This is a genomic window from Pseudochelatococcus lubricantis, from assembly GCF_011762225.1.
In the GTDB taxonomy this organism is placed as follows: domain Bacteria; phylum Pseudomonadota; class Alphaproteobacteria; order Rhizobiales; family Beijerinckiaceae; genus Pseudochelatococcus; species Pseudochelatococcus lubricantis.
Genome location: NZ_JAASQI010000003.1, coordinates 308,902 through 333,913, shown reverse-complemented (window position 1 = coordinate 333,913; position 25,012 = coordinate 308,902). Strand labels below are relative to the sequence as shown.

Annotated in this window: 15 protein-coding genes and 1 tRNA gene; 10 read left to right on the top strand and 6 right to left on the bottom strand. The window is 67.2% G+C overall.

Annotated elements, in window-relative coordinates; all coding sequences use genetic code 11:
• Positions 1 to 25: 25 nt before the first annotated feature.
• On the bottom strand, positions 26 to 1,900 hold the full coding sequence (ftsH, locus tag FHS82_RS08400; RefSeq protein ID WP_208394169.1) for an ATP-dependent zinc metalloprotease FtsH: 1,875 nt from the start codon (positions 1,898 to 1,900) through the stop codon (positions 26 to 28).
• A gap of 120 nt (positions 1,901 to 2,020) precedes the next feature.
• Positions 2,021 to 2,096 (bottom strand) — tRNA-Ile (locus FHS82_RS08395).
• Positions 2,097 to 2,514: 418 nt separating this feature from the next.
• Between FHS82_RS08395 and FHS82_RS08390 the strand changes: the two genes are divergently transcribed.
• The 4 genes from FHS82_RS08390 (at position 2,515) to FHS82_RS08375 (ending at position 7,255) form a co-directional block, all read left to right on the top strand.
• Entirely contained in the window at positions 2,515 to 4,050 is a 1,536-nt protein-coding gene (locus FHS82_RS08390) for an ABC transporter ATP-binding protein (RefSeq protein WP_166950872.1), read from the top strand.
• Complete coding sequence (locus tag FHS82_RS08385) at positions 4,040 to 5,122, top strand: ABC transporter permease (protein WP_166950869.1); 1,083 nt, start codon at positions 4,040 to 4,042, stop codon at positions 5,120 to 5,122. The genes FHS82_RS08390 and FHS82_RS08385 overlap by 11 nt, the downstream gene beginning before the upstream one ends.
• Positions 5,122 to 6,045: an ABC transporter permease gene (locus FHS82_RS08380; protein ID WP_377700222.1), complete on the top strand. Its 924-nt coding sequence runs from the start codon at positions 5,122 to 5,124 to the stop codon at positions 6,043 to 6,045. Before FHS82_RS08385 ends, FHS82_RS08380 begins: the two co-directional genes overlap by 1 nt.
• A 118-nt stretch (positions 6,046 to 6,163) precedes the next feature.
• A complete protein-coding gene (locus FHS82_RS08375; RefSeq protein WP_246225192.1) occupies positions 6,164 to 7,255 on the top strand; it encodes a BMP family ABC transporter substrate-binding protein in 1,092 nt (363 codons plus the stop codon).
• A gap of 39 nt (positions 7,256 to 7,294) precedes the next feature.
• On the opposite strand, the gene FHS82_RS08370 is transcribed toward FHS82_RS08375, so the two are convergent.
• Entirely contained in the window at positions 7,295 to 10,798 is a 3,504-nt protein-coding gene (locus FHS82_RS08370) for a PAS domain-containing hybrid sensor histidine kinase/response regulator (RefSeq protein WP_166950863.1), read from the bottom strand.
• Between the two features lie 58 nt (positions 10,799 to 10,856).
• Positions 10,857 to 12,662, bottom strand: a complete 1,806-nt coding sequence (gene lepA, locus FHS82_RS08365) for a translation elongation factor 4 (protein ID WP_166950860.1) — start codon at positions 12,660 to 12,662, stop codon at positions 10,857 to 10,859.
• A 300-nt stretch (positions 12,663 to 12,962) separates the two neighbouring features.
• On the opposite strand from lepA, the gene FHS82_RS08360 reads away from it, so the two are divergent.
• The 4 genes from FHS82_RS08360 to FHS82_RS08345 all read left to right on the top strand — a co-directional run bounded on the left by FHS82_RS08360 (position 12,963) and on the right by FHS82_RS08345 (position 20,668).
• The gene (locus tag FHS82_RS08360; protein WP_166950857.1) at positions 12,963 to 13,895 is read left to right on the top strand and encodes a glycine--tRNA ligase subunit alpha; all 933 of its coding nucleotides are present in this window, start codon (positions 12,963 to 12,965) and stop codon (positions 13,893 to 13,895) included.
• Between the two features lie 52 nt (positions 13,896 to 13,947).
• The gene (glyS, locus tag FHS82_RS08355) at positions 13,948 to 16,092 is read left to right on the top strand and encodes a glycine--tRNA ligase subunit beta (RefSeq protein ID WP_166950854.1); all 2,145 of its coding nucleotides are present in this window, start codon (positions 13,948 to 13,950) and stop codon (positions 16,090 to 16,092) included.
• 455 nt (positions 16,093 to 16,547) lie between these two features.
• A complete protein-coding gene (gene ppdK / locus FHS82_RS08350) occupies positions 16,548 to 19,226 on the top strand; it encodes a pyruvate, phosphate dikinase (protein WP_166950851.1) in 2,679 nt (892 codons plus the stop codon).
• A 161-nt stretch (positions 19,227 to 19,387) separates the two neighbouring features.
• Positions 19,388 to 20,668 carry a cell wall hydrolase gene (locus tag FHS82_RS08345; RefSeq protein ID WP_208394151.1) on the top strand — a complete coding sequence of 427 codons (1,281 nt, stop codon included), beginning with the start codon at positions 19,388 to 19,390 and terminating at the stop codon, positions 20,666 to 20,668.
• A 203-nt stretch (positions 20,669 to 20,871) separates the two neighbouring features.
• On the opposite strand, the gene FHS82_RS08340 is transcribed toward FHS82_RS08345, so the two are convergent.
• Positions 20,872 to 21,819 (bottom strand): LysR family transcriptional regulator, encoded by a 948-nt coding sequence (locus tag FHS82_RS08340; RefSeq protein ID WP_343042531.1) that lies wholly within the window; start codon positions 21,817 to 21,819, stop codon positions 20,872 to 20,874.
• 130 nt (positions 21,820 to 21,949) lie between these two features.
• Between FHS82_RS08340 and wrbA the strand changes: the two genes are divergently transcribed.
• Complete coding sequence (gene wrbA, locus FHS82_RS08335; RefSeq protein WP_166950839.1) at positions 21,950 to 22,552, top strand: NAD(P)H:quinone oxidoreductase; 603 nt, start codon at positions 21,950 to 21,952, stop codon at positions 22,550 to 22,552.
• Between the two features lie 91 nt (positions 22,553 to 22,643).
• Here wrbA and FHS82_RS08330 read toward each other — a convergent pair whose 3' ends face one another.
• The gene (locus FHS82_RS08330; RefSeq protein WP_166950835.1) at positions 22,644 to 23,648 is read right to left on the bottom strand and encodes an L-threonylcarbamoyladenylate synthase; all 1,005 of its coding nucleotides are present in this window, start codon (positions 23,646 to 23,648) and stop codon (positions 22,644 to 22,646) included.
• A 342-nt stretch (positions 23,649 to 23,990) separates the two neighbouring features.
• On the opposite strand from FHS82_RS08330, the gene corA reads away from it, so the two are divergent.
• Complete coding sequence (gene corA, locus FHS82_RS08325; protein ID WP_166950829.1) at positions 23,991 to 24,980, top strand: magnesium/cobalt transporter CorA; 990 nt, start codon at positions 23,991 to 23,993, stop codon at positions 24,978 to 24,980.
• Positions 24,981 to 25,012 lie beyond the last annotated feature (32 nt).

The following is a 25,012-nucleotide window of genomic DNA, read 5'->3' as shown; positions in this document are numbered from 1 at the left end:
CGGCCGACCTGTCCGGCTGGTGCCGTCATGCGCCGGCCGGATGGCCCTGCGGCTGTTCCTGCGCCGGGGCGGCCGGTTGCGGGCCGGCCTGTGCCGCGAAGTTCCGCAGATCGTCCTCGACCAGCGTCTCCTTGTCCAGCAGCATGCGGGCGGAGCGTTCCAGCACGTCGCGCCGCCGGGTGAGCAGCGCGACCGCGCGCGCGAACATCTCGTCCACGATGCGGCGCACCTCCTCGTCGATGGAGGTCGCCGTCTCGTCGGAGTAGGTGCGCTCCGGCGGGCCATAGTAGGGCTGGTCGGTCGCCATCAGCGAGCGCCTGTCCTTCTCCAGCGCGACATGGCCGAGCTTTTCCGTCATGCCGTAGCGGGTCACGATGGCGCGGGCGATGTCCGTGACCTTGACGAGGTCGTCCGCCGCGCCGGTCGACAGGTGGTGGAAGATGATCCACTCGGCGGCGCGCCCGCCGAGCAGCACCGCCATCTTGTTCTCCAGCTCGTCGAGCGTCATCAGGAAGCGGTCTTCCGTGGGCCGCTGGATCGTGTAGCCCAGCGCGCCGACGCCGCGCGGTATGATCGAGACCTTGTGAACCGTGTCGGAGCCGGGCAGCGCCATGGCGACGAGCGCGTGGCCCATCTCGTGATAAGCGACGATCTCGCGCTCCTTCGGGTTCAGCAGGCGGTTGCGCTTCTCCAGCCCGGCGACGATGCGCTCGATGGCGTTGTTGAAGTCCTCCATCGTCACGGCGTCGGCCTTGCGGCGGGTGGCGAGCAGCGCCGCCTCGTTGACGAGGTTGGCAAGGTCCGCGCCGGTGAAGCCGGGCGTCAGGGCCGCGATCTGCTCGGGCGACACATCGGTGGCGAGCTTCGCCTTCTTCAGATGGACGTTGAGGATCTGGATGCGGCCGATCTTGTCCGGCCTGTCGACGAGCACCTGGCGATCGAAACGACCGGCGCGCAGCAGCGCCGGGTCGAGGATTTCCGGCCGGTTGGTCGCCGCCAGCAGCACGAGCCCCGCAGAGGGGTCGAAGCCGTCGAGTTCGACCAGAAGCTGGTTCAGCGTCTGCTCCTTCTCGTCGTTGCCGCCCGACAGCGGGCCGATGCCGCGCGCGCGGCCGAGGGCGTCGAGTTCATCGATGAAGATGATGGCCGGCGCCCTCGCGCGCGCCTGCTCGAACAGGTCGCGCACGCGCGCCGCGCCCACGCCGACGAACATCTCGACGAATTCCGAACCGGAGATGGAAAAGAACGGCACGCCCGCCTCGCCGGCGACGGCACGCGCGAGCAGCGTCTTGCCGGTGCCGGGCGGGCCGACGAGCAGGATGCCTTTCGGCATGCGCCCGCCGAGCCGGCCATAGCCTTTCGGGTCCTTGAGGAAGTCGACGATCTCCTTGAGTTCGTCCTTGGCCTCGTCGACGCCCGCGACATCGGCGAAGGTGACGCCGGTGTTGGACTGGACGTAGATGCGCGCTTTCGACTTGCCGATCTGCATCAACCCGCCGCCGACGTCGCCCGCCCCCATGCGCCGCAGCACGAACATCCACACGGCGACGAGCAGCAGGACGGGGACGATCCACGACAGGAGATCGCGCAGGAAGGTGCTCTCGATCCGGCCCGTGACGACGACGCCGTGCGCCTGCAGCGCCTGCGCGAAATCGGGCTCGACGCGCGTCGTGACGAACATCGGCCGGCCGTCGACTGGCTCCTTGAACTGGCCCTGGATGAAGCGGTCCGAAACCGCGACCTCGGCTATCTTGCCCTCGGAGAGATAGGTCTCGAACTGGCTGTAGGGGATTTCGGCGACCTGCGTGGCCGTGGCGAAGAAATACTGGAACACCATCAGCACGACGAAAGCCGCCAACCAGTACCAGAGGTGGAATTGCGTTTTCCCGTTCATCTGCATCGCCATAACGATTCCTCCCGGTCGCTTCCGATCATCGGCGGCGCGCGCCTCCCGTCAAGGACGGAAACGGGCGGCCCGGAACATTTTCGCGATACATTATTGCAAGATGTTGAAATGAATTGGTGGGCCAGGAGGGACTCGAACCCCCAACCAGACCGTTATGAGCGGTCGGCTCTAACCATTGAGCTACTGGCCCGCGCCGGGCGCCGTTCCCGGTGTTCCGATGGCGCGAGGCGAAGGATATCCGGAAACGGCGGCGCGCGCCGCCCCTTCGCCGGGTAATACGACAGGTTTTTGTCACAATGCCCGGACGAGCGCAAGGCTCAAGCGCGGGGCTGTTGACGAGCCTCGCGGAAACCGGGTGACCCCGGCGCCGGCTCTCTCGATTTTCCCGCGCCGCGCGAAGGGGCCGCCAATCGCGACTCCGCTTTGTTTGAATTTCATGTTAAGGGAGCATCCGCGTCACACTTTCCGGTGAAGAAAACGTCGTCGATGGCCGTCATTCGTGACGATGCCGAGGGGGCGGATTTCTTCTGCGAAGGAGCGGCGCGGGCGCATCGACGGCGATGGGCCGTCCTTTGTTCTGGTTGCATTTTCAGGGATCGCCCGTTCTCATGTCCGCTGTTCCTCCCCGTCTCGCCCTCGCCGGAATAACGAAGCGGTTCGGCGCGGTGGTGGCGAACGACGACATATCCTTCTCCGTCGCCCCCGGCGAGATACACGCGCTCGTGGGAGAGAACGGCGCGGGCAAGAGCACGCTGGTGAAGATCATCTACGGCCTGCTGCGGCCGGACGCCGGGGTGATTCGCTGGAACGGGGAGACCGTCGCCCCGACGGACCCGCACGCCGCGCGCCGGCTCGGCATCGGCATGGTGTTCCAGCATTTCTCGCTGTTCGATGCCTTCACGGTGGCGGAAAACATCGCGCTCGGCCTCGACGCCGCCGGAGACCGGCGCGCGCTCGCGGCACGCATCGCCTCCGTGTCCGCGAGCTACGGCCTGCCGCTCGAACCCGGCCGTGCGGTCGGCACGCTCTCGATGGGCGAGCGCCAGCGTGTCGAGATCGTGCGCTGCCTGCTGCAGAACCCGCGGCTGCTGGTGATGGACGAGCCGACGTCCGTCCTTACCCCGCAGGAGGCGGAGGTGCTGTTCGCCACCCTGCGTCGGCTCGCGGCGGAAGGCTGCTCCATTCTCTACATCAGCCACAAGCTGGACGAAATCCGCGCGCTCTGCCAGCGCGCCACCATCCTGCGCGCCGGGCGCGTGGTGGCGAATTGCAACCCCGCTGTCGAGACCGCCCGTTCCATGGCGGAGATGATGATCGGCAACGAGTTGCGCGTCACGAAACGCATGCCGTCCGACCGCGCGCCGGAGAAGCCCGCGCGCCTGTCCGTCAACGGTCTTGACCGGCCGGCGGAACGGGCGTTCGGCGTGGCGCTGCGGGACATCCGCTTTTCCGTCGGGCCGGGCGAAATCTTTGGCATCGCCGGTGTGGCGGGCAACGGACAGGGTGAGCTGATGGAGGCATTGTCCGGCGAGTGGCGGACGTCCGCCGCCGCCGCGATCGCCGTCGACGGTGCGCCGGTCGCCGACAGGGGGCCGCAGGCACGCCGCCTCGCCGGCCTTTATACCCTGCCGGAGGAGCGCAATGGCCATGCGGCCGTGCCGGGCATGAGCCTCGCCGCCAACACGCTGCTCTCGGCCCGCCATCATATGGGGCTCACGCGCGCGGGTGTTATCCGGCGCGATGCGGCGCGGCGGTTCGCGCAGCGGATCGTCTCCGCCTTCGACGTGCGCACCTTCGGTGTCGACGTGCCGGCATCCAGCCTGTCCGGCGGCAACCTGCAGAAGTTCGTGGTGGGGCGGGAGCTGCTGCAGAAGCCCGCCGTGCTCGTTGTGGCACAGCCCACCTGGGGCGTCGACGCCGGAGCCGCCGCAGCGATCCATATCGCGCTCGCCGACCTGGCGCGGGAAGGGGCCGCCATCGTGGTGATCTCGCAGGACCTCGACGAACTGCTGTCGCTGACCGACCGCATCGCCGTCATCAGCGGCGGGCGGCTGTCGCGCACGCTGCAAACCGCGCAGGTGACGGTGGACGAGATCGGCCTGCTGATGGGCGGCGCGGAGGGAGAAACGCGCGATGCGGCTTGAACTCGTGCGCCGGCCCGAAAGCCCGTGGTTCGGGATCGTGGCGCCGCTTCTGGCGGTGGCGCTCACGGTTGCCTCGGGCTTCGTGCTGTTTCTGGCGCTGGGGCTCGATCCCGTGGAGACGCTCTACCAGTTCATGCTCGCGCCGCTCACGACCTTCCAGAGCTTGACGGAACTCGGCGTGAAAGGCGCGCCGCTGGCACTGATCGCCACGGGGCTCGCCATCGGCTTCCGCGCCAATGTCTGGAACATCGGCGCGGAGGGGCAGCTCATCATCGGCGCCATCGCGGCGGGCGGTGTGGCGCTGGCGTTCTGGAACGAGGCTGGCTGGTGGATACTGCCGTTGATGCTGGCGGCCTCTGTCGCCGGCGGCATGGCATGGGCCGCAATCCCGGCCTTTCTCAAGACTCGCTTCGGCGTCAACGAAATCCTCACCAGCCTGATGCTGACCTACGTCGCCTCGCTGATCCTGCAGATGCTCGTCTTCGGGCCCTGGAAAGACCCGGACGGCTTCAACTACCCGCAGACGCGGCTGTTCTCGGAAGCGGCGCTGCTGCCCGTGCTGATCGAGGGCACGCGGCTGCATGCCGGGGCGCTCGTGGCGCTGCTGGCGGCGCTCGCGGCGTGGTTCGTGATGGCGCGGACGGTGACGGGCTTCGAGATCGCGGTCGTCGGCGACGCGCCGCAGGCAGCGCGCTTCGCGGGCTTCAGCACACGACGCACGGTGTGGCTGTCCTTCCTGGTGGGCGGCGGCGCCGCCGGCCTTGCCGGCGCGTTCGAGGCCGCCGGGCCCATAGGGCAGCTTGTGCCGGTGCTCACGCCCGGCTATGGCTTCACGGCCATCATCGTGGCCTTCCTCGGCCGCCTCAGCCCGCCCGGCATCGTCGCGGCGGCGGCGCTGATGGCCCTGACCTACATCGGCGGCGAGAACGCGCAGATCACCGCCGGCCTGCCGCAGGCGGCGACAGGCGTGTTCCAGGGCATGCTGCTGTTCTATCTGCTGGCGACCGACGGCCTGCTGCGCTTCCGCATCCGGCTCACCGGCGCGCGTTCCCCGCGGGCGGCGCAACCATGATCGACTTTCTCATCCCCGTCATGGCGGCGGCCATCAGCGCCGCGACGCCGCTGCTGCTCGCGGCGACCGGCGAACTCGTGGTGGAGCGCTCGGGCGTGCTCAATCTCGGCATCGAGGGCATGATGCTGATGGGGGCGATGGCCGGTTTCGCGGCGGCGCTGCTCACCGGCTCCCACCTCGCGGGCCTGCTGGCGGCGGCGCTGGCCGGGATGCTGATGGCGCTCGTCTTCGCCGTCCTCACGCTCTCGCTTTCCGCCAACCAGGTGGCTTCCGGGCTTGCGCTGACGATCTTCGGCATAGGCCTGTCGGCGCTGGTCGGCGCGCCTTACGTCGGCCAGCCGGTTCCGGCGCTGCCGAAGCTCGACATCGCCGGCCTTTCGGACCTTCCCGTCGCCGGCCCGCTGCTGTTCAGGCATGACGGGCTCGTCTATTTCTCGGTCGCTGCCGTCGCCGCGACGTGGTGGTTCCTGAACCGCACCCATGCCGGGCTGAAGCTGCGGGCCGTGGGGGAGTCGGCGCAAGCCGCGCACGCGCTGGGCCACCCGGTCATCGCCATCCGCTACGCGGCGAGCCTCTTCGGCGGCGCCATGGCCGGGCTCGCGGGCGCCTTCCTGTCGCTGTCCTACACGCCGATGTGGATGGAGGGCATGACAGCCGGGCGCGGCTGGATCGCGCTGGCGCTCGTGGTGTTCTCGGCGTGGAGGCCGTGGCGCGCGCTCGTCGGCGCCTATCTGTTCGGCGGCGTCGGCATCGTGCAGCTCCACGCGCAAGGCGCGTGGGGGCTGCCCTCGGAAATGTTCTCGATGCTGCCGTATGTCGCCACCGTCCTCGTGCTTACCGTCATTTCGGCCCGGTCGCAGGCAGGCGGGACGGGCTCGCGCGCACCGGCGGACCTCGGCAAGCCGTTCCGCGCATCGCGCTGAGGCAGCGGTGCCGCGGGCGGCGCACAAATTGCGGTCACCGCACATTTTGCCGTTCAAAGCAGACGCGAAAACCTATATGCATCAGCGCGATCGGTTTACGCTTCCCGAAGGAAACCAGATGTCGGAAATCACCTCGCTCCCCCTTTCCCGGCGCTCGCTGATCGTCGGTGCCGGTGCAACGGCGGCCATGCTGGCCGGAACCCGGACGGGCCTCGCCGCCGATCCGCTCAAGGTCGGCTTCGTCTACGTCGGCCCCATCGGCGACCACGGCTACAGCTACTCGCACGATCTCGGCCGCAAGGCGGTCGAGGCGGAGTTCGGCGACCGCGTCAAGGTCACCTTCGTCGAGAACGTCAACGAAGGTCCGGATTCCGAGCGCGTCATCCGCCAGCTCGCGACGGCGGGCAACGGCCTGATCTTCTCGACCTCCTTCGGCTTCATGCAGCCGACGATCCGCGTGGCGCGCCAGTTCCCCAAGGTCGTGTTCGAGCACGCCACCGGCTACATGCGCGCCGACAACGTCGGCATCTACAACGGCCGCTTCTATGAGGGGCGGGCGGTGCTCGGCACCATCGCCGGGCTCGTGTCGAAGACCGGCTCGGTCGGCTATGTCGCGTCGTTCCCGATTCCGGAAGTGATCATGGGCATCAACGCCTTCCTGCTCGCCGCGCGCAAGGTGCGGCCGGATCTCACCGTGAAGGTGATCTGGCTGAACTCGTGGTATGATCCCGGCAAGGAAGCCGATGCCGCCAAGGCGCTGATCGACGGCGGCGCCGACGTCATCGCCCAGCATGTCGACAGCCCCGCCGCCATGCAGGTGGCCGAGGCACGCGGCGCCTACGCCTTCGGGCAGGCGAGCGACATGTCGCGCTTCGCGCCGCGCGCGCACCTCACCGCCATTGTCTACGACTGGGCGCCCTACTACAAGGAGCGCGTCAAGCTGGTGCTGGACGGGGCGTGGAAGTCGGACGACACTTGGTGGGGCCTCAAGGAAGGGCTGATCAGGATGGCGCCCTACAACCCCTCCCTGCCGGAAGAAATCCGCAAGCAGGCCGATGCCGTCCGCGACGCGATCGCCGCCGGGACGCTACAGCCCTTCGCCGGCCCGGTGAAGGACCAGAAGGGTGCGGTGCGGATCGCCGCGGGCGAAACCATCAGCGACGCCGACCTGCTGAAGATGGACTGGCTCGTCGAGGGCGTGCAGAGCTGATACGGCGCTCCGCCGGAACTCCAAAAACGGCGGGCGGGCCTACACGGACCCCGCGTCCACGGCCCGCCAGCGCGTCAGCAGCGCGCGCAGCACGGCCGGCTTCAGCGGCTTGTGCAGCACGTGAACGCCGGCCGCCTCGGCGCGCTGCCGCACGGTCGGGGACCTGTCCGCCGTCAGCAGGATGGCGGACACCGGTCGGCGCAGCCGCTCCCGCAGCGCCGCGATGGCGGCAAGTCCGTCGCCCTGATCGAGGTGGTAATCGGCGATCAGCACATCCGGCGGCCGCGTGCAGCGCGCCAGCCGGTCGAGCGCCGTACCGACGCCGTCGGCCGTCACGATCGTGCAGCCCCAGCCGGTGAGCAGCTGGCGCATGCCGTCAATGATGGTGGGCTCGTTGTCGATGGCGAACACCGCGAGGTCCTCCAGGCCGGTCACCGGCGCGACCGGTAGTTGCGGCGCCGGCGTTTCCGGCGCGACGGGCTCCGTCAGCGGCACCGTCACCATGAATACCGTGCCCTTGCCCGGCTCCGAGCACAGCGACACCGGATGGGCGAGCACGCGGCTAATGCGCTCGACGATGGACAGGCCGAGCCCCAGCCCCCGCGCGATCTTCGCCCCCTGCTGTAGCCGCTGGAACTCACGGAACACCAGGTGCTGCTGGCTGGCCGGAATGCCGAGGCCGGTGTCCCAGACCTCGATGCGCAGACTGCTGCCGCGCCGGCGCGCGCCTATCAGCACACGGCCGGAGGGCGTGTACTTGATTGCATTCGAGACGAAATTCTGCAGCATGCGCCTCAACAGCCGCCGGTCGGAGCGCACCGTGAGTGCCGGCGCGACGACCCGCAGCCCCACGTGCTTCTCCTGCGCGGCCATGCCGAATTCGCGCTGCAACTGGCGCAGGAGACTGTCGATGCGCAGGCTCGACAGTTCCGGCTGCATGACGCCGCTGTCGAGGCGCGAGATGTCGAGCAGCGCGGTGAGGATTTCCTCGACGGCATCGAGCGACGCCTCGACATTCTCGGCAAGCGCCGCATTGTCCGCCTTGCGGTCACGCTCCACCAGCGATGTGGCGTAAAGGCGGGCGGCGTTCAGCGGCTGCAGGATATCGTGGCTGGCGGCGGCCAGAAAGCGCGTCTTGGAGGCGTTCGCCTCCTCCGCCTCGGCCTTGGCGCGGGTGAGGGCGACGTTGAGCTGCGTCAGTTCCTCGGTCCGTTCGCGCACGCGCTGCTCCAGCGCCTCCTCCTCGGCGGCCGCTTCGGTGATATCGGTATAGGTCGTGACCACGCCGCCGTCCGGCAGGTGGTTGGAGCGCACCTCGATGACGCGGTTCGCCGGGTAGAGACGCAGGCGCGCCGGCTCCACCTCGCTGATGAGGCTCGCGAGACGCACGGCGACCAGATCCTCCGTATCGCCCGGCCCGTAGGACCCGCGCTCGGCATTATAGCGGACGATCTCATCGATGCCGACACCGAAGCGCACGAGGTGGGGCGGCAGGTCGTACAGGTCCCGGAAGGCGCGGTTCCAGCCGATGAGCCGCAGGTCTCGATCGAGGATCGTGATGCCTTGCCGCGCGTGGTCGAGGCCGTGCTGGAGAATGTCGCGGTTGTACTGGATGGCGGCGGAGGCGTCGTCGAGCAGGCGCAGCGCATCGTGCGTGGAGAGGTTGCGCCCGCGCAGCAGCAGCGACAGCACCAGCCGCGAGCTTGACGCGCCTATGGCGGAGGCGAGCAGATGCTCGGCGTAACGCAGGAGGTGGATGTCCGCCTCGCCGGACGTCGGCCCGCCGCGATGGGCCGTGAAGCTCTCAAAGGCGCGCTCCGTGCGCTCGTTGCCGAGATAGCGGGCTACGACGCCCTTCAGGTCCTCCACGGAAACCGGGGAACGGCGCAGCCAGAACGTCTGCACCACGGCGAGCGGCGCGCCGTCCGAACCGACAAAGACGTTCGCCTGCAGGCGTTCCAGCGCCGTTTCCGGCCGCAGCAGCGAGAACACGACGTAGGCCGCGAGATTGACCGACAGGCTCCACAACACGCCATGCGTCAGCTCCGGCAGATCGGTGCCGAACAGCGCCGTCGGCCGCAGGGCCTCGATTGCGAAGGGTCCCTGCGATACGAAGGACGCCCAGTCGCCGCCCCCGCTGCCGGCGAGGCTCGGCAGCAGCAGCGTATAGGCCCATGCCAGGAAACCCGCGACGAGCCCGGCGCTCGCGCCGAGCGCCGTGCCGCGCCGCCAGACGAAGCCGCCGACAAAGGCGGGGCCGAGCTGCGCGATGGCCGCGAACGACAGAAAGCCGATGGAGGCCAGCGCCGCTTCGCCCGATACCCGATAGTAGACATATGCGAGCAGGATCACCGTGACGATGGAGCCGCGCCGCACCAGCAGCACGAAGCCGCTGAGGTCGCCCGTGTTGTGGGTGTTGGCGCGCGCGCGCCGCCGCAGGATGAAGGGGATGACGAGATCGTTCGAGATCATGATGGCGAGCGCCACCGAATCGACGATCACCATGGCGGTTGCCGCCGACAGCCCGCCGATGAAGGCGATCAGCGCCATCGTGTGCGCTCCCGCCGACAGCGGCAGCGCCAGCACCGTCATGTCGGGATCGATGGCGCCCTCCGGGAACGCCGCCTGCCCGGCGAGCGCCAGCGGCAGCACGAAGACGTTGATGGCGATGAGGTAGAGCGGAAACATCCACGCCGCGCGGCGCACATCCGAGATATCGCGGTTCTCGACGATGATCATGTGGAACTGGCGCGGCAGCAGCATCGCCATGCCGAGCGACAGCAGCGTGAGCGTCAGGTAGGTCACGACATCCGACGTCTTCTCCTGGATGTCGCCGCCCGGATGCGTGACCGCCGCCCGCATGAGAATGTCGCCGACGCCGTCGAACATGACATAGGTCACGAAGATGCCGACGGCCAGAAAGGCAACCAGCTTGACGAGCGATTCCAGCGCGATGGCGAGCACGAGCCCGTCCTGGTGCTCGGTCGCGTCGACATGGCGGGTGCCGAACGCCACCGCGAATGCCGCCAGCACGGCCGCGACCACGAAGGCGAGATCGATGCCGAGCGCCGCCGGCGGGATGAAGGTGATGTCCGGCGCGGCCTCGAAGAACACTGTCAGCGAGGACGACACCGCCTTGAGCTGCAGGGCGATATAGGGGATGACGCCGATTGCCGCGATCATCGTCACCAGCACGGCGACGCGGTCGTTCTTGCCGTAGCGGGCGGCTAGGAAGTCGGCGACGGAGGTGATGTTCTGCGCCTTGGCGAGCTCCACCACGCGCGTGATGAAGCGGAACCCGAGCCCCAGCAGCAGCACGGGGCCGATGTAGACGGTGAGGAAGTCCAGCCCCGAACGGCCCGCAAGCCCGACCGAACCGAAGAAGGTCCACGACGTGCAGTAGACGGCGAGCGTCAGCGCATAGATGCTTGCGCGCGCGCTGCCGCCCATCATGCGCTTGCCGAAGGTGTCGCCCATGTGGGCGACCGCGAACAGGCCGCACAGATAGACGAGCGCCACCAGAACGACGAGCCACCCTGCCATCGTCTTCCTCCCCCGCCGTCAGATTAGGAGGTTTGCGCGGCGGAGGAAACAGGCGCGCTCAGTCATCCATCTTCAGGGCGGCGATGAAGGCCTCCTGCGGAATCTCCACCTTGCCGAACTGGCGCATGCGCTTCTTGCCTTCCTTCTGCTTGTCGAGCAGCTTGCGCTTGCGCGATACGTCGCCGCCATAGCACTTGGCGGTCACGTCCTTGCGCAGGGCGCGGATGGTCTCGCGCGCGATGACCTTGCCGCCGATCGCGGCCTGCACAGGAATCTGGAACATGTGCGGCGGGATGAGTTCCTTCAGCTTCTCGCACATGGCTCGCCCGCGCGCCTCCGCCCGCGTGCGGTGCACCAGCATGGAGAGCGCGTCGACCGGCTCCGCGTTGACGAGGATCGACATCCTCACGAGATCGCCGGTGCGATACTCGGTGATCTGGTAGTCGAAGGAAGCATAGCCCTTGGAGACGGACTTCAGGCGGTCGTAGAAATCGAATACCACTTCGTTGAGCGGCAGGTCATACACCACCATGGCGCGCTTGCCGACGTAGTTGAGATCGACCTGCTCGCCGCGCCTGTCCTGACACAGCTTGATGATCGCGCCGAGATACTCGTCGGGCGTGAGAATGGTCGCCCGGATCCACGGCTCCGCGATTTCCTCGATCTTCATCACGTCCGGCATGTCGGCCGGATTGTGCAGGTCCATGTTCGTGCCGTCGCGCAGCTTCAGCTGGTACACGACCGAGGGCGCGGTGGAGATCAGGTCGAGGTTGAACTCGCGCTCCAGCCGCTCCTGAATGATTTCGAGGTGCAGCAGGCCGAGGAAGCCGCAGCGGAAGCCGAAGCCGAGCGCGGCGGAGGTTTCCATCTCGAAGGAGAAGCTGGCGTCGTTGAGGCGCAGCTTGCCCATCGCCGCGCGCAGGTCCTCGAAGTCGGCCGCGTCCACGGGGAACAGGCCGCAGAACACCACCGGCTGCACGGGTTTGAAGCCGGGCAGGGGCTCGGCACAGGGGCGCCTGTCCTCGGTGATGGTGTCGCCGACGGCGGTATCCGCCACTTCCTTGATCGAGGCTGTGAGATAGCCGACCTCGCCGGGGCCGAGCACCTCGACCGGCGTCATCTTGGGCCGGAACACGCCGACGCGCTCCACCTGATAGGTAGCGCCGGTGCCCATCATGCGGATGGTCTGGTGTTTCTTCATGACGCCGTCGACGATGCGCACCAGCACGACGACGCCCAGATACGCATCGTACCAGCTATCCACCAGCAGCGCCTTGAGCGGGGCCGTCTCGTCACCCTTCGGCGGCGGCAGGCGGGTGACGATGGCCTCCAGAACGCCCTCGATGTTGAGGCCTGTCTTGGCCGAAATCTCCACGGCGTCGGAGGCGTCGATGCCGATCACTTCCTCGATCTGCTCCTTGACGCGCTCGGGCTCGGCGGCGGGCAGGTCGATCTTGTTGAGAACGGGCACGATCTCGTGGTTGGCGTCGAGCGCCTGATAGACGTTGGCGAGCGTCTGCGCCTCCACGCCCTGCGAGGCGTCCACGACCAGCAGCGAGCCCTCGCAGGCGGCGAGCGAACGCGACACCTCGTAGGCGAAGTCGACGTGGCCGGGCGTGTCCATCAGGTTGAGGACATAGGTCTTGCCGTCCTTCGCATTGTATTCGAGACGAACCGTCTGCGCCTTGATGGTGATGCCGCGCTCACGCTCGATGTCCATGCTGTCGAGCACCTGCTCGACCATCTCGCGCTCGGACACAGCGCCGGTCGTCTGGATGAGACGGTCGGCGAGCGTCGACTTGCCATGATCGATGTGGGCGACGATCGAGAAATTACGGATGTTGTCAAAGCTGTGCGCAGTCATGGCAACGCCATATCAGCCCGCGCGCCCGCCGCCAAGTGGGGGCAACGCGCCTATCACGGAATTATTGGGCGTCACGCCTGCGGGCGCAAGCCCGAAGCGAGGTTCGCGCGATGCGCGCGCTGGCGATCGCATGTACGGATATCCGGAGCGCACGGGCCGGCGTCACCGGCTTCATCACCGGAAAAATATCCGCTGAGGCGGAAAGCTCGTTCCGCACCTTGACTTGATACGATCGCGGACTAGTTTGTCGCATCTCCAGATCGCCTCGCAAGTGCCGGGGCCAGTTCGGCAAAGATCGCGATGACCACGCCCGATATAAAAGACCCCCTGCATCCCACACGTTCCTTTCAGGGGCTGATTCTCACGCTGCAGCGCTTCTGGGCGGCGGAGGGTTGCGTGATTCTTCAGCCTTACGACATGGAGGTGGGCGCGGGTACCTCGCATCCGGGCACCATGCTGCGCTCGCTGGGGCCGAGGCCGTGGAAGGCGGCCTACGTGCAGCCCTCGCGCCGGCCCAAGGACGGGCGCTATGGCGAAAACCCCAACCGGCTTCAGCATTACTATCAGTTCCAGGTCATCCTGAAGCCCAATCCGCCGGACCTGCAGGAACTCTACCTGCGTTCTCTCGAAGCCATCGGCATCGATATGCGCGTGCACGACGTGCGCTTCGTCGAGGACGACTGGGAGAACCCGACTCTCGGCGCGTGGGGGCTCGGTTGGGAATGCTGGTGCGACGGGATGGAAGTGAGCCAGTTCACCTACTTCCAGCAGGTCGCCGGCATCGAATGCATGCCGGTGTCGGGCGAACTGACCTACGGGCTGGAACGCCTCGCGTGCTACCTGCAGAACGTCGAGAGCATCATGGACCTCAACTTCAACGGCCGCGAAGGCGACGAGAAGGTGATGTACCGTCAGGTCTTCCTGCAGGCCGAGCAGGAGTTCTCGCGCTACAACTTCGAATACGCGAACACGGAGGCGCTTTTCCGCCGCTTCCGCGAGGCGGAGGAGGAGTGCCGGGCGCTGCTGGAAAAGGGCGCCTCGGCGGACGGGCGCCATCTCATGGTGCTGCCCGCCTACGACCAGTGCCTGAAGGCCGGCCATGCCTTCAACCTGCTCGATGCACGCGGCGTCATTTCGGTGACGGAGCGCCAGAGCTACATCCTGCGCGTGCGCGAACTCGCCAAGGCGTGCGGCGCGGCGTGGCTGCTGACGGAGGGCGGCGGCGCCGCATGACGCCCGCCCACGACCTCCGCATTCCGACCCGACACGAGAAAAGCCACGACCGATGCCAGACCTGCTTCTTGAACTTCACTCCGAGGAAATCCCCGCCCGCATGCAACGCAAAGCGGCCGATGACCTGAAAAAGCTCGTCACCGACGCCCTCGTGGAGCAGGGCCTCGTCTATGAGGGCGCGCAGGCGCACGTCACGCCGCGCCGCCTCGCGCTGCAGGTCATCGGCTTGCCCGTGCGCCAACCGGACCAGAACGAAGAGCGCAAGGGACCGCGCGTCGGCGCGCCGGAGGCGGCTGTGCAGGGCTTTCTGAAGAGCGCCGGCCTCAACTCCATCGACGAGGCGGACATCGTCGCCGACCCGAAGAAGGGCGAATTCTACGTCGCCCGCATCCGCCGCGAGGGGCGGGAGACGGCGGCGGTGCTGGCTGAGATCATCCCGGCCGTGGTGCGCGCGTTCCCGTGGCCGAAGTCCATGCGCTGGGGCGAGGCCTCGCGCGAGCCCGGCAGCCTGCGCTGGGTGCGCCCGCTTCAGTCCATCCTGTGCACCTTCGGGCCGGAGACTGAGATTCCCGACGTAGTGCCCTTCGATATCGACGGCCTGCGCGCCTCCGACGTGACGCGCGGCCACCGGTTCCTGTCGCGGGGGCCGATCCTCGTGCGGCGGTTCGACGACTACATCGCCGCGCTGGAAAAAGCGCATGTCGTGCTCGATCTCGACGAGCGCAAGCGCCGCATCCTGGCAGACGCCAACACGCTCGCCTTCGCGCAGGGATATGACATCATCCCCGACGAAGGGCTGCTCGAAGAAGTCGCCGGCCTCGTGGAATGGCCTGTGGTGCTGATCGGACGTTTCGACGAGGCTTATCTCGCGGTGCCTCCTGAGGTGATCCGCGCCACGATCCGCGCCAACCAGAAATGCTTCGTTCTCAAAGAGGCTTCGACGGGAAAGCTCGCAAACCGCTTCATTCTGGTGGCGAACATCGAGGCGTCGGACGGCGGCGCCGCCATCGTGGCGGGCAACGAGCGCGTCGTGCGGGCGCGCCTTTCCGACGCCCGCTTCTTCTGGGACACCGACCAGAAGCCTCTGCCGGAATTCGTCGGCAGCGCGCTGAAGCCGCTAGACCAGCGGCTGGAGCGGCTGAAGGCGCTCAACATCGTCTTTCATGAGAAGCTCGGCACGCAGGCCGCGCGCATCGGGCGCATCGCGAAGCTCGCCGGCCTCATCGCCCCGCTCGTCGGCGCGGACGCCGGCAAGGTGGAGCGGGCAGCCGGGCTCGCCAAGGCGGATCTCGTCACCGAAATGGTCGGCGAGTTCCCGGAGCTGCAGGGATTGATGGGCCGCTACTATGCGGCCGCGCAGGGCGAGGACGAGGCGGTGGCGGCCGCCGTCGAGGAGCACTACAAGCCGCAGGGCCCGTCCGACACGACGCCCTCGGGACCGGTATCGGTGGCGCTGGCGCTCGCCGACAAGCTCGATACGCTCGCGGGCTTCTGGGCCATCGACGAGAAGCCCACCGGCTCGAAGGACCCGTTCGCGCTGCGGCGCGCGGCGCTGGGCGTGATTCGGCTCGTGCTGGACAACAATCTTCGCCTGCCGCTGTCGCGGCTGCTCGACGCCGCCTTCGATGCGCTGCCGGTGAAGGCGGACAAGGCGGCGCTCATCGCTGATCTGCTGTCGTTCTTCGCCGACAGGCTCACCGTCTACCTGCGCGACAAGGGCGCGCGGCATGACCTGATCGCGGCGGTGTTCGCGCTGGCGGGACAGGACGACCTCGTGCTCATCGTGCGCCGCGTCGAGGCGCTGGGGCGTTTTCTGGACACCGAGGACGGCGCCAACCTGCTCGCGGGATACCGGCGCGCGGCGAACATCCTGCGCATCGAGGAAAAGAAGGACGGCCGCACCTATGAGGGCGGCGCGGACGTCGCGCTGATCCTCGACAGGGGGAAGGAGGAAGAGCGGACACTGGTCGAGGCGCTGCGCCTGGCGCGGGAGGAAGCGCACGCTGCGGTCGAACGCGAGGACTTCGAGGCGGCCATGCGTTCGCTCGCCGAGCTGCGCCCCGCCGTCGACGCCTTCTTCGATGCGGTGACAGTCAACGCGGAGGACAGCGAGCTGCGCACGAATCGCCTCAAGCTGCTAGACGCGCTGCGCGCCGCGACGCACACGGTGGCGGACTTCGGTGTGATCGGCGGATGAGTCAGCGCGCGATTTTGCGGGGGCTTGTTCGACACGTTTCGGACAATATAATTTCGTGCGGAACAAGCTTTGTATCGTCATTTGGTCATATTCTGTCCGATGTCGCATTGCATTTTTCGTTTGAATGCGCCAAGCCTCGCGAGCCCGTTTCCGGTTTCGCGGATGCGGGAGCGCTTTCTGGCGGGCTGAAACGCCCCCGATGAACCGGCCGCCACTGGCGGACGGCGGTTCGTTGGGCGCGGGCGGCCCGTCAGGCCAGGGGAGCGGCCGGATGATCCGGACAGGACGACGATCCTGGCCGGCACGGCTGTTCAGTTCGAAGCGGGATGGAGCCTCGCGGCGCCGGCAGCGGCGTTCGTCATGCTCTGTTCTTTATGTTGAAGCATATCACCTTCCGGGGATGCGCCGCGTCGGCGGGAGCGATCCGGGATCATGCTCTAAAAGGCGAACGCCAAATGACGAAATGGGTCTACACATTCGGTGACGGTCAGGCTGAAGGCGCTTCCAATATGCGCAACCTGCTTGGCGGCAAGGGCGCTAACCTTGCCGAGATGGCAAATCTGGGTCTGCCTGTTCCCCCCGGTTTTACCATCACGACGGATGTATGCACCTACTATTATGAGAACGGCCAAAGCTATCCGCCGGACCTTGAGCAGGCCGTCGAGAGCGCGCTGGCCCGGATCTCGCGCCAGACCGGCAAGGTGTTCGGCGATCCCGCAAATCCGCAGCTCGTGTCCGTGCGCTCGGGCGCCCGCGCCTCAATGCCCGGCATGATGGACACAGTCCTCAACCTCGGCCTCAACGACGAGACGGTCGTCGCCGTGGCGACGGCTGCCGGGGATGAGCGCTTCGCATGGGACAGCTACCGCCGCTTCATCAATATGTACGGCAACGTCGTGCTGAATGTCGGCCACCACCATTTCGAGGAAGTGCTCGAAGTCTACAAGGAGCGCAAGGGCGTCGAACTCGACACGGAGCTTGACGCCGCCGACTGGCAGCAGCTCGTCGGCCAGTACAAGCAGATCGTCGAGCGCGAGACCGGCAAGCCTTTCCCGCAGGACCCGAAGGAGCAGCTCTGGGGCGCCATCGGCGCCGTGTTCGGCTCGTGGATGAACGCGCGCGCCATCAAGTACCGCGAGTTGCACGACATTCCCGCGAGCTGGGGCACCGCCGTCAACGTGCAGGCGATGGTGTTCGGCAACCGCGGCGAGACGTCCGCGACCGGCGTCGCGTTCACGCGCAATCCCTCCACGGGCGAGAAGGAACTCTACGGCGAGTTCCTCATCAACGCACAGGGCGAGGATGTCGTCGCCGGCATCCGCACGCCGCAGGACATCACCGAGCAGGCGCGCATCGCCTCCGCCTCCACGCGGCCCTCACTGGAAACCGCGCTGCCGGATGCCTATGCCGAGCTGGTTCGCATCTACAAGCTGCTCGAAAGCCATTACCGCGATATGCAGGACCTCGAATTCACCATCGAGTCCGGCAAGCTGTGGATGTTGCAGACCCGCAATGGCAAGCGCACGGCCAAGGCCGCGCTGAAGATCGCCGTCGATCTCGCCGGCGAAGGCCTGATCACGCAGGAAGAGGCGGTCGCGCGCGTCGAGCCCGCCGCGCTCGACCAGCTCCTGCATCCCACCATCGATCCCAAGGCCGACCGCAAGGTGCTGGCTACCGGCCTGCCGGCCTCGCCGGGCGCGGCGTCGGGCGCGATCGTGTTCACGTCCGAGGCGGCTGAGGAGGCGAAGAAGGCCGGTCGCAAGGTCATCCTGGTGCGCGTCGAGACGTCGCCGGAAGACATCCACGGCATGCATGCCTCCGAAGGCATCCTCACGACGCGCGGCGGCATGACCTCCCATGCGGCGGTCGTGGCGCGCGGCATGGGCAAGCCCTGCGTGTCCGGCGCGGGCTCCGTGCGCGTCGACTATGCGGCGGGCACGCTGTCCTCCGGCGGCGTCACGCTGCGGGCCGGCGACATTCTCACCATCGACGGCGGCACTGGCCAGATCATCGCCGGCGAGGTCAAGATGCTCGAACCCGAGCTGTCCGGCGAGTTCGCCACGCTGATGGGGTGGGCCGATTCCGTGCGCCGCATGAAGGTGCGCGCCAACGCCGAGACGCCGCACGACGTGCGCACCGCGCGCAACTTCGGCGCCGAGGGCATCGGCCTCTGCCGCACCGAGCATATGTTCTTCGACGCCCGGCGCATCATCGCCGTGCGCGAGATGATCCTCGCCGACGACGAGGCCGGCCGGCGGGCGGCGCTGGCGAAGCTGCTGCCCTACCAGCGGCAGGACTTCGTCGAGTTGTTCACCATCATGCAGGGGCTGCCGGTGACCATCCGCCTGCTCGACCCACCACTGCACGAGTTCCTGCCGCACACCGACGCGGAGATTGCCGAAGTCGCGGAATCGCTCGGCGTGCCCGCGGACAAGCTGAAGGGCCGCGCGCAGGCGTTGCACGAGTTCAACCCGATGCTCGGCTTCCGCGGCGTGCGCCTCGCGATCCTTTATCCGGAAATCGCCGAGATGCAGGCGCGCGCTATCTTCGAGGCCGCCTCCCAGGTCTCGAAGGCGACGGGCGAGACGGTGAAGCCGGAAGTCATGGTGCCGCTCGTCATGACGAAGGCCGAACTCGACCTCACCAAGGTGCGCATCGATACGATCGCGAAGGCGGTGGCGGAAGAAACGGGCGTGACGCTCGACTATCAGGTCGGCACCATGATCGAGCTGCCGCGCGCCGCCCTGAAGGCCGACGACATCGCGCAGACGGCGGAGTTCTTCTCCTTCGGCACCAACGACCTGACGCAGACGACGCTCGGCATCAGCCGTGACGACGCGGCGATCTTCCTCGGCGACTATACCGCCAAGGGCATCCTGCCGTCGGACCCGTTCGTGACCATCGACCGCGAGGGCGTGGGCGCGCTGGTGGCGCATGCAGTGGCGAAGGGCAGGGCGACCCGGCCGAACATCAAGCTCGGCATCTGCGGCGAACATGGCGGCGATCCGGCTTCCATCGCCTTCTGCGAGGAAACCGGCATCGATTACGTGTCGTGCTCGCCCTACCGCGTGCCGATCGCGCGTCTCGCCGCCGCGCAGGCCGCGCTGAAGGTGAGGGCGGAAAGCCAGGCGTGACCGCCGCCTGATCCGCCCCGGACTGGTACTCGGACGACAGGCGCCTCCGCCCGGCAAACGGCGGGGGCGCCTGTTGCTCTTCCGGCGGCCACCTTTAACCAAGCCTCAACCTTGACAAGCGATAACCATAACAATCGCTTTTCGAGTTGAGTGACGAGCCAATGCGTCGACGCAAATCCGGACTGATCTGGGCTTTCGCCACCGCTGCTCCCTGGGCGCTGGCGGGCGGCATGCTGATCTCCTTCACCGCCACGGCCGGGCAGGAGGCGAACTCGGGCATCAGCTTCGCCGGGGTCAGCCGGGGACTGGCGCTCACGACGGCGGACATCGTGCCGGGCCACACGCGCGCCACCGCCACCATGATCGGCCTGCCCGCGCCCGATCTGGCCCGCGCTCTCCAGCCGGTGCCGCTGGTGCAGGAAAGCGATGCCGAAGTGCAGACGGCCGCGCCGCGCGGCGACCTGAAACGCTATCCCGGCGCGTGGCCGGAGATCATTCGCAGCCGGAAGGGCGATCCGCTCGGGGGCGTCAGTCCGTCCATCAGTCGTCAGGGACACGAGACGGCGCGCACGCGCGCCACCGAGGCACAGGCCGTGCTCGGGCGTGACATCCGCCTGCTGCCGCCGACGCTGCTCATGGAAGGTTCCACCGAGATTCCCGCCGTCGAGGACATGTGGGGCATCCAGCCGCTGACGGAGGAAGAGGCCATCGCGACCCAGCTCGCCGTTGCCCCGCGGACCACGCCCGCCTATGTGCGGGCGGGCGGCACGACCATTTTTCTGGGAGATGGCGCGACGCCACCTTCACCGGCCGCGCAGGCGCTCGCTTCCGTCACGCCGGCGCCCGCGGATGCGGTGCCGGTCGAAATCGCCGCCGTGCCGCTGGCGCTGCCGCCCGAGATGGCGGTCGGGCTGCTGACGAAACGGCCCGCCGCGCCGCCGCCGCGCACGACGATCATCACCAAGGCGCCGCTTGAGGAAACCCCGCTGAGCGACACGCCGCCGCGCTATGCCGACCTCATCGATGCGGATAACACGCAGCGCGAGGCGCAATGCCTGGCAGAGGCCGTGTACTTCGAGGCCCGCGGGGAAACGGAAGCCGGGCAGGCAGCCGTGGCGCAGGTGGTGCTGAACCGCGTGAAAAGCGGCCTTTATCCGAAAAGCGTCTGCGGCGTCGTCTACCAGAACCGCCATCGTTACAAAGGCTGCCAGTTCTCATTCGCCTGCGAGGGGCGCTCGCTGCGCATCACCGACAGGCGCTCCTGGAGCGTGGCCGTGCGTGTGGCCGACCGGGTCGTGGCAGGCCAGATGTACAACGCCGAGGTAGGCGGCGCGACCCATTACCACGCGGACTACGTGCGCCCCTTCTGGGCAAGCAAGCTCAAGAAGATGGACGTCATCGGCCGCCACATCTTCTACAAGCTGCGCCCCGGCCAGACCTGAACGCTGCGTGACCAGAGCGCCAGACGTGCTGATGGAAGCAGACCATGCGCTCCAAATTTTATATTGACCGCAACTTGCATTCCATCTGATCGGAAGACACTCTATAGCATTTCGACATTTCATTGAAACGCCGAAATGCTATAAGTTTTTGATATTACGCGCTTTCTTCACGCAAACCGGTATCCACTTTGCTTGAAAACGCTTTAGGCAGCAGAAACCTGCCGTTCCTCGCCCTCCAGAAACGGCCGCAGGCGTGTGACATCGGATGCCGCGTAGTCGAGGAACGCCCGTACCCGCACCGACCGGCGCAGGTCCGGATGGGTGAGGAGCCACAGGCTTGTCGAGAAATCCGGATTTGGCGGGGTCAGCCGCCGCAGGGCGGGCTTCGCATCGGCGATGAAACAGGGCAGCGGGCCTATGCCGATGCCGGCCTCCACCGCCTCCGCCAGGCCGAGAACGCTGTTGACGCGGTAGACGGGCTTGCCGGAGGCGGACATCGCATGCGCATAGCGCACCGCTTTCATGGCGCCGAAATGATCGTTCATCGAAACCCAGTCGGCCTGTGCCAGTTCCGCCTCGCCGGGCTGGCGGTCTCCAAAGTCCGCGCGCCGGCCGTACACGGCCCACGCCATGGTGCTGAGCCGCCGCCCCACCAGCGTTTCCGGCGGATTGTCGGTGGCACGGATGGCGATGTCCGCATCGCGCTTCGAGAGATTGAGCGGCTGGTTCGCCAGCAGGATTTCGAGCTGGATATTCGGATATTCCCTGCGGAAACCGGCGAACAGCGGTGTCAGCAGATGGATCAGCAGGGTGTCGTTGGTGGTGATGCGCAACTCGCCGGCGGGCGAATGCGAACAGCCCATCAGCATCCTGCTCAGCGCCGCGACATCATCCGCCCAACGTTCCGAGATAGCGAGAATCTCCTCGCCCGGCGGCGTGGGCGTATAGCCGGAGCGGTGGCGCTCGAACAGCTTCACGCCGATCAGCGCCTCCAGATTGGCGAGCCGCCGGAAAACCGTGGAATGATTGACGCCGAGCGCCTCCGCCGCGCCCGTCAGCGAGCCGGATTCACAGATGGCGCGGACCAGCCTGAAATCGTCCCACGACATCCGGCCGACGAAATCGCGGGAAGGTTGGCGCGGTTGCTCCACAACGGTCTCCTGTGCAGGAATCGTCCTTGCTTGCATTGATGCAAGCGGCATTCTGCGCAGATAGCGCTCGCGCTGTCACCCCGAAACGGTATTGTCTGCCCATCCAACATCGAATGGGAGAACGATACCCATGGCTGCCAAAGTCCTTGTCCTTTATTATTCGACCTACGGCCACATCGAAACGCTCGCCTATGCCGTCGCCGAAGGCGCCGCGTCCGAAGGCGCGGAAGTCGTGGTGAAGCGCGTGCCGGAGACTGTGCCGGAAGAAATCGCCCGCAACGCCCATTTCAAGCTCGACCAGAAGGCGCCCGTCGCCACCGTCGAGGAACTGGCCGACTATGACGCCATCATCTTCGGCGCGCCCACGCGCTTCGGTGTGGTCGCCTCGCAGCTTCGCGCCTTCATCGACCAGACCGGCGGGCTGTGGGCCAGGGGCGCCCTCATCGGCAAGGTCGGCGCGGTGTTCACATCCTCCGCCACCCAGCACGGCGGCCAGGAGTCCACGCTGCTCACCTTCCTGCCCACGCTGCTGCACCACGGTTTCGTGATCGCCGGCCTGCCGTATTCCTTCGCCGGCCAGACGACGCTTGACGGCATCGTCGGCGGCTCGCCCTATGGCGCATCCACGATTGCGGCGAGCGACGGCAGCCGCCAGCCCACGCAGGTGGACCTCGACGGCGCGAAGTTCCAGGGCGCCCATGTCGCCAAGCTCGCGGCCAAGCTGAAGAACTGACGGGCCAATTGCCCGATTGTTTGCGGAGGCCGGTCTTCGGACCGGCTTTTTCGTTGGCGCGCGTTATGCGTGAAGTGTCAGGCGGGAAGTATCACGCCGTTCTGGGCGCGGCCGCGCGCCTCAGCCGGTCGTTGATCGCCTCGCCGAGCCCGGTATCGGGAACGGGCGCCACCGCGATGCTGTCGATGCCTGGCCGGTCGAGCGCACGCAGATACGCGAATAGCCGCGCGGCGGCTTCCGCCAGATCGCCGCGCTCGCTGAGGTTGAGGAAGGCGGCGGCCTGCTCCGTGCCCGGCAGGGGCGGGCCGAACAGCAGGGCAGCCTCGCCCGGCATAACGTCGCTTGCATGCATGCGCACGGCGGCGCGGGGGGCGTAGTGCGAGCTGAGCTGCCCCGGTGCCACGGGCGCACCCTCGTTTGCGGAAATGCCTACAGCCGGCTCATCCACGGCGAACCCGAGCACGTCGGAAACGGCCTCTCGCGGCACGCCGCCCGGGCGCAACAGCACCGGCCGCTCTCCGAGGCACGCGACGATGGTCGATTCCACGCCCACCTGCGTTTCCCCACCATCAATAACGGCGGCGATGCGCCCGTCGAGATCGCCCAGCACATGGGCCGCGGACGTGGGGCTGACGCGCCCCGACCGGTTGGCGGAAGGGGCGGCGACAGGCACGCCCGCCGCCGCGAGCAGCGCACGGGCAACGGGGTGGGAGGGAACGCGCAGCGCCACGCTGTCGAGCCCGGCGGAAGCGAGATCGCTGATCCGGCAATCGCCGGACTTCGGCACCACCAACGTCAGCGGCCCGGGCCAGAAGGCCTGCGCCAGCCGGCGCGCGGCGTCGCTGAAACGCCCGTCGCGCATCGCGCTCGCGACATCGGGATAATGCGCGATCAGCGGGTTGAAGCGCGGCCGTTCCTTCGCCGCATAGATGGCGGCGACGGCCTCGCCGGAAGTCGCATCCGCGCCGAGACCGTAGACGGTCTCGGTCGGGAAGGCGACGAGCCGCCCAGCCCGCAGCAACGCCGCCGCGCGGGCAATACCTTCCGGGGTCGCCGGCAGCAGCAGGGTGGACGAATCGTCGGATCGGGCCGTCATTGGAGCAGGGCAGGCGCCTAAATGGGCACAAACGTCGCGCCCAACGGCGGGCACGTGAAAAAGTATCGGACAGGCAACGCGATAGCGGAAGTCGCGGCCGCATGCCAGCCCGTCCGCTCCCTCACGTTGACGCCGGCAGGCGCTACGCATAAAGCATCAGCGCGAGGTTGCCAAGCGTGTGCCCCAAGCGGACGCGGCTGGCGGATTCTCGCGCTGGATCGGGATGACTTCTTGCTGCTTCCCGCTCTGTCTCTTTGTTGATGCACGATATTTCCCGGCGGGCGGGCATCGCTTTCCGGGATCGCGTTCCATACGCATGTCCAGATCAGGGGATGATACCGCATGCTGATCGTCTATCGCATCGCTCCCGGTGAGGCGCAACCGCAGAACGTCAGGCTGCAACGGCAGATGCTCGGTTTCGGCGAGCCCATCCCTCCCGATGCCGTATGGATCGACCTCGTCGAGCCGACGCGGGCCGAGGAGGAGCTTGTGGAAAAGACGCTCGGCGTCGAGATGCCCACCCGCGAGGACATGGACGACATCGAACTCTCCGAGCTGCTGTACCACGACAACGGCGCGCGCTACATCACCGTGAAGCTGCTCATTTCCGCCGACGACGAACCGGACATGGCCGGCGTCACGTTCGTGCTGAAAGGCAACACGCTCGTCACCGTGCGCTACGACGAGCCGCGCGCCTTTGCGATGTTCGCCTTCCGCGCGTCGAAGCCGGGCGGCACGACCGGCACGGCGGATGCCATCTTCCAGGGGCTGATCGACGCCATCATCGACCGTTCCGCCGAGGTGTTGCAGGCAACGGCGGAGGAAATCAACGTGCTGTCGCGCTCCGTGTTCGAGGAGAAAAGCAAGGCCGCCGGCAAGGGCCACCAGCGGACGCTGCGCGCGCTCGGCCACGCCGGCACCTTCATCGCCATGAGCCGCGAGAGCCTGGTGTCGCTGGAGCGCGCCCTGCTGTTCCTGTCCGCGAGTTACCGCAGCGGCGGGGGCAGCGGCGAACTGCGCAAGGAGCTGCGCACCATCCTGCGCGATATCCAGTCCCTGGAGGAGCACGCCACCTTCCAGTCCGGCAAGATCCAGTTCCTGCTCGATGCGACGCTCGGCCTCGTCAACCTCGAACAGAACAACATCATCAAGCTCTTCTCGGTCATGTCCGTTGTGTTCATGCCGCCCACGCTGATCGCTTCCATCTACGGCATGAACTTTCAGGACATGCCGGAACTCGGCTGGCAGTTCGGCTATCCGGTCGCTATCTTCGTCATGATCATGGCCGCGGTCACGCCCTACTTTTTTTTCCGGTGGAAGGGCTGGTTGTAGGCAGAATTTGTTGCTACTCTGTTCCCATCCTT

Excerpts from the sequence above, each read along its gene's own strand:
- ftsH (WP_208394169.1), bottom strand. The coding sequence starts at position 1,900 with ATGCAGATGAACGGGAAAACGCAATTCCACCTCTGGTACTGGTTGGCG.
- FHS82_RS08390 (WP_166950872.1), top strand. The coding sequence starts at position 2,515 with ATGTCCGCTGTTCCTCCCCGTCTCGCCCTCGCCGGAATAACGAAGCGG.
- FHS82_RS08385 (WP_166950869.1), top strand. The coding sequence starts at position 4,040 with ATGCGGCTTGAACTCGTGCGCCGGCCCGAAAGCCCGTGGTTCGGGATC.
- FHS82_RS08375 (WP_246225192.1), top strand. The coding sequence starts at position 6,164 with ATGTCGGAAATCACCTCGCTCCCCCTTTCCCGGCGCTCGCTGATCGTC.
- FHS82_RS08370 (WP_166950863.1), bottom strand. The coding sequence starts at position 10,798 with ATGGCAGGGTGGCTCGTCGTTCTGGTGGCGCTCGTCTATCTGTGCGGC.
- lepA (WP_166950860.1), bottom strand. The coding sequence starts at position 12,662 with ATGACTGCGCACAGCTTTGACAACATCCGTAATTTCTCGATCGTCGCC.
- FHS82_RS08360 (WP_166950857.1), top strand. The coding sequence starts at position 12,963 with ATGACCACGCCCGATATAAAAGACCCCCTGCATCCCACACGTTCCTTT.
- glyS (WP_166950854.1), top strand. The coding sequence starts at position 13,948 with ATGCCAGACCTGCTTCTTGAACTTCACTCCGAGGAAATCCCCGCCCGC.
- ppdK (WP_166950851.1), top strand. The coding sequence starts at position 16,548 with ATGACGAAATGGGTCTACACATTCGGTGACGGTCAGGCTGAAGGCGCT.
- FHS82_RS08345 (WP_208394151.1), top strand. The coding sequence starts at position 19,388 with ATGCGTCGACGCAAATCCGGACTGATCTGGGCTTTCGCCACCGCTGCT.
- wrbA (WP_166950839.1), top strand. The coding sequence starts at position 21,950 with ATGGCTGCCAAAGTCCTTGTCCTTTATTATTCGACCTACGGCCACATC.
- FHS82_RS08330 (WP_166950835.1), bottom strand. The coding sequence starts at position 23,648 with ATGACGGCCCGATCCGACGATTCGTCCACCCTGCTGCTGCCGGCGACC.
- corA (WP_166950829.1), top strand. The coding sequence starts at position 23,991 with ATGCTGATCGTCTATCGCATCGCTCCCGGTGAGGCGCAACCGCAGAAC.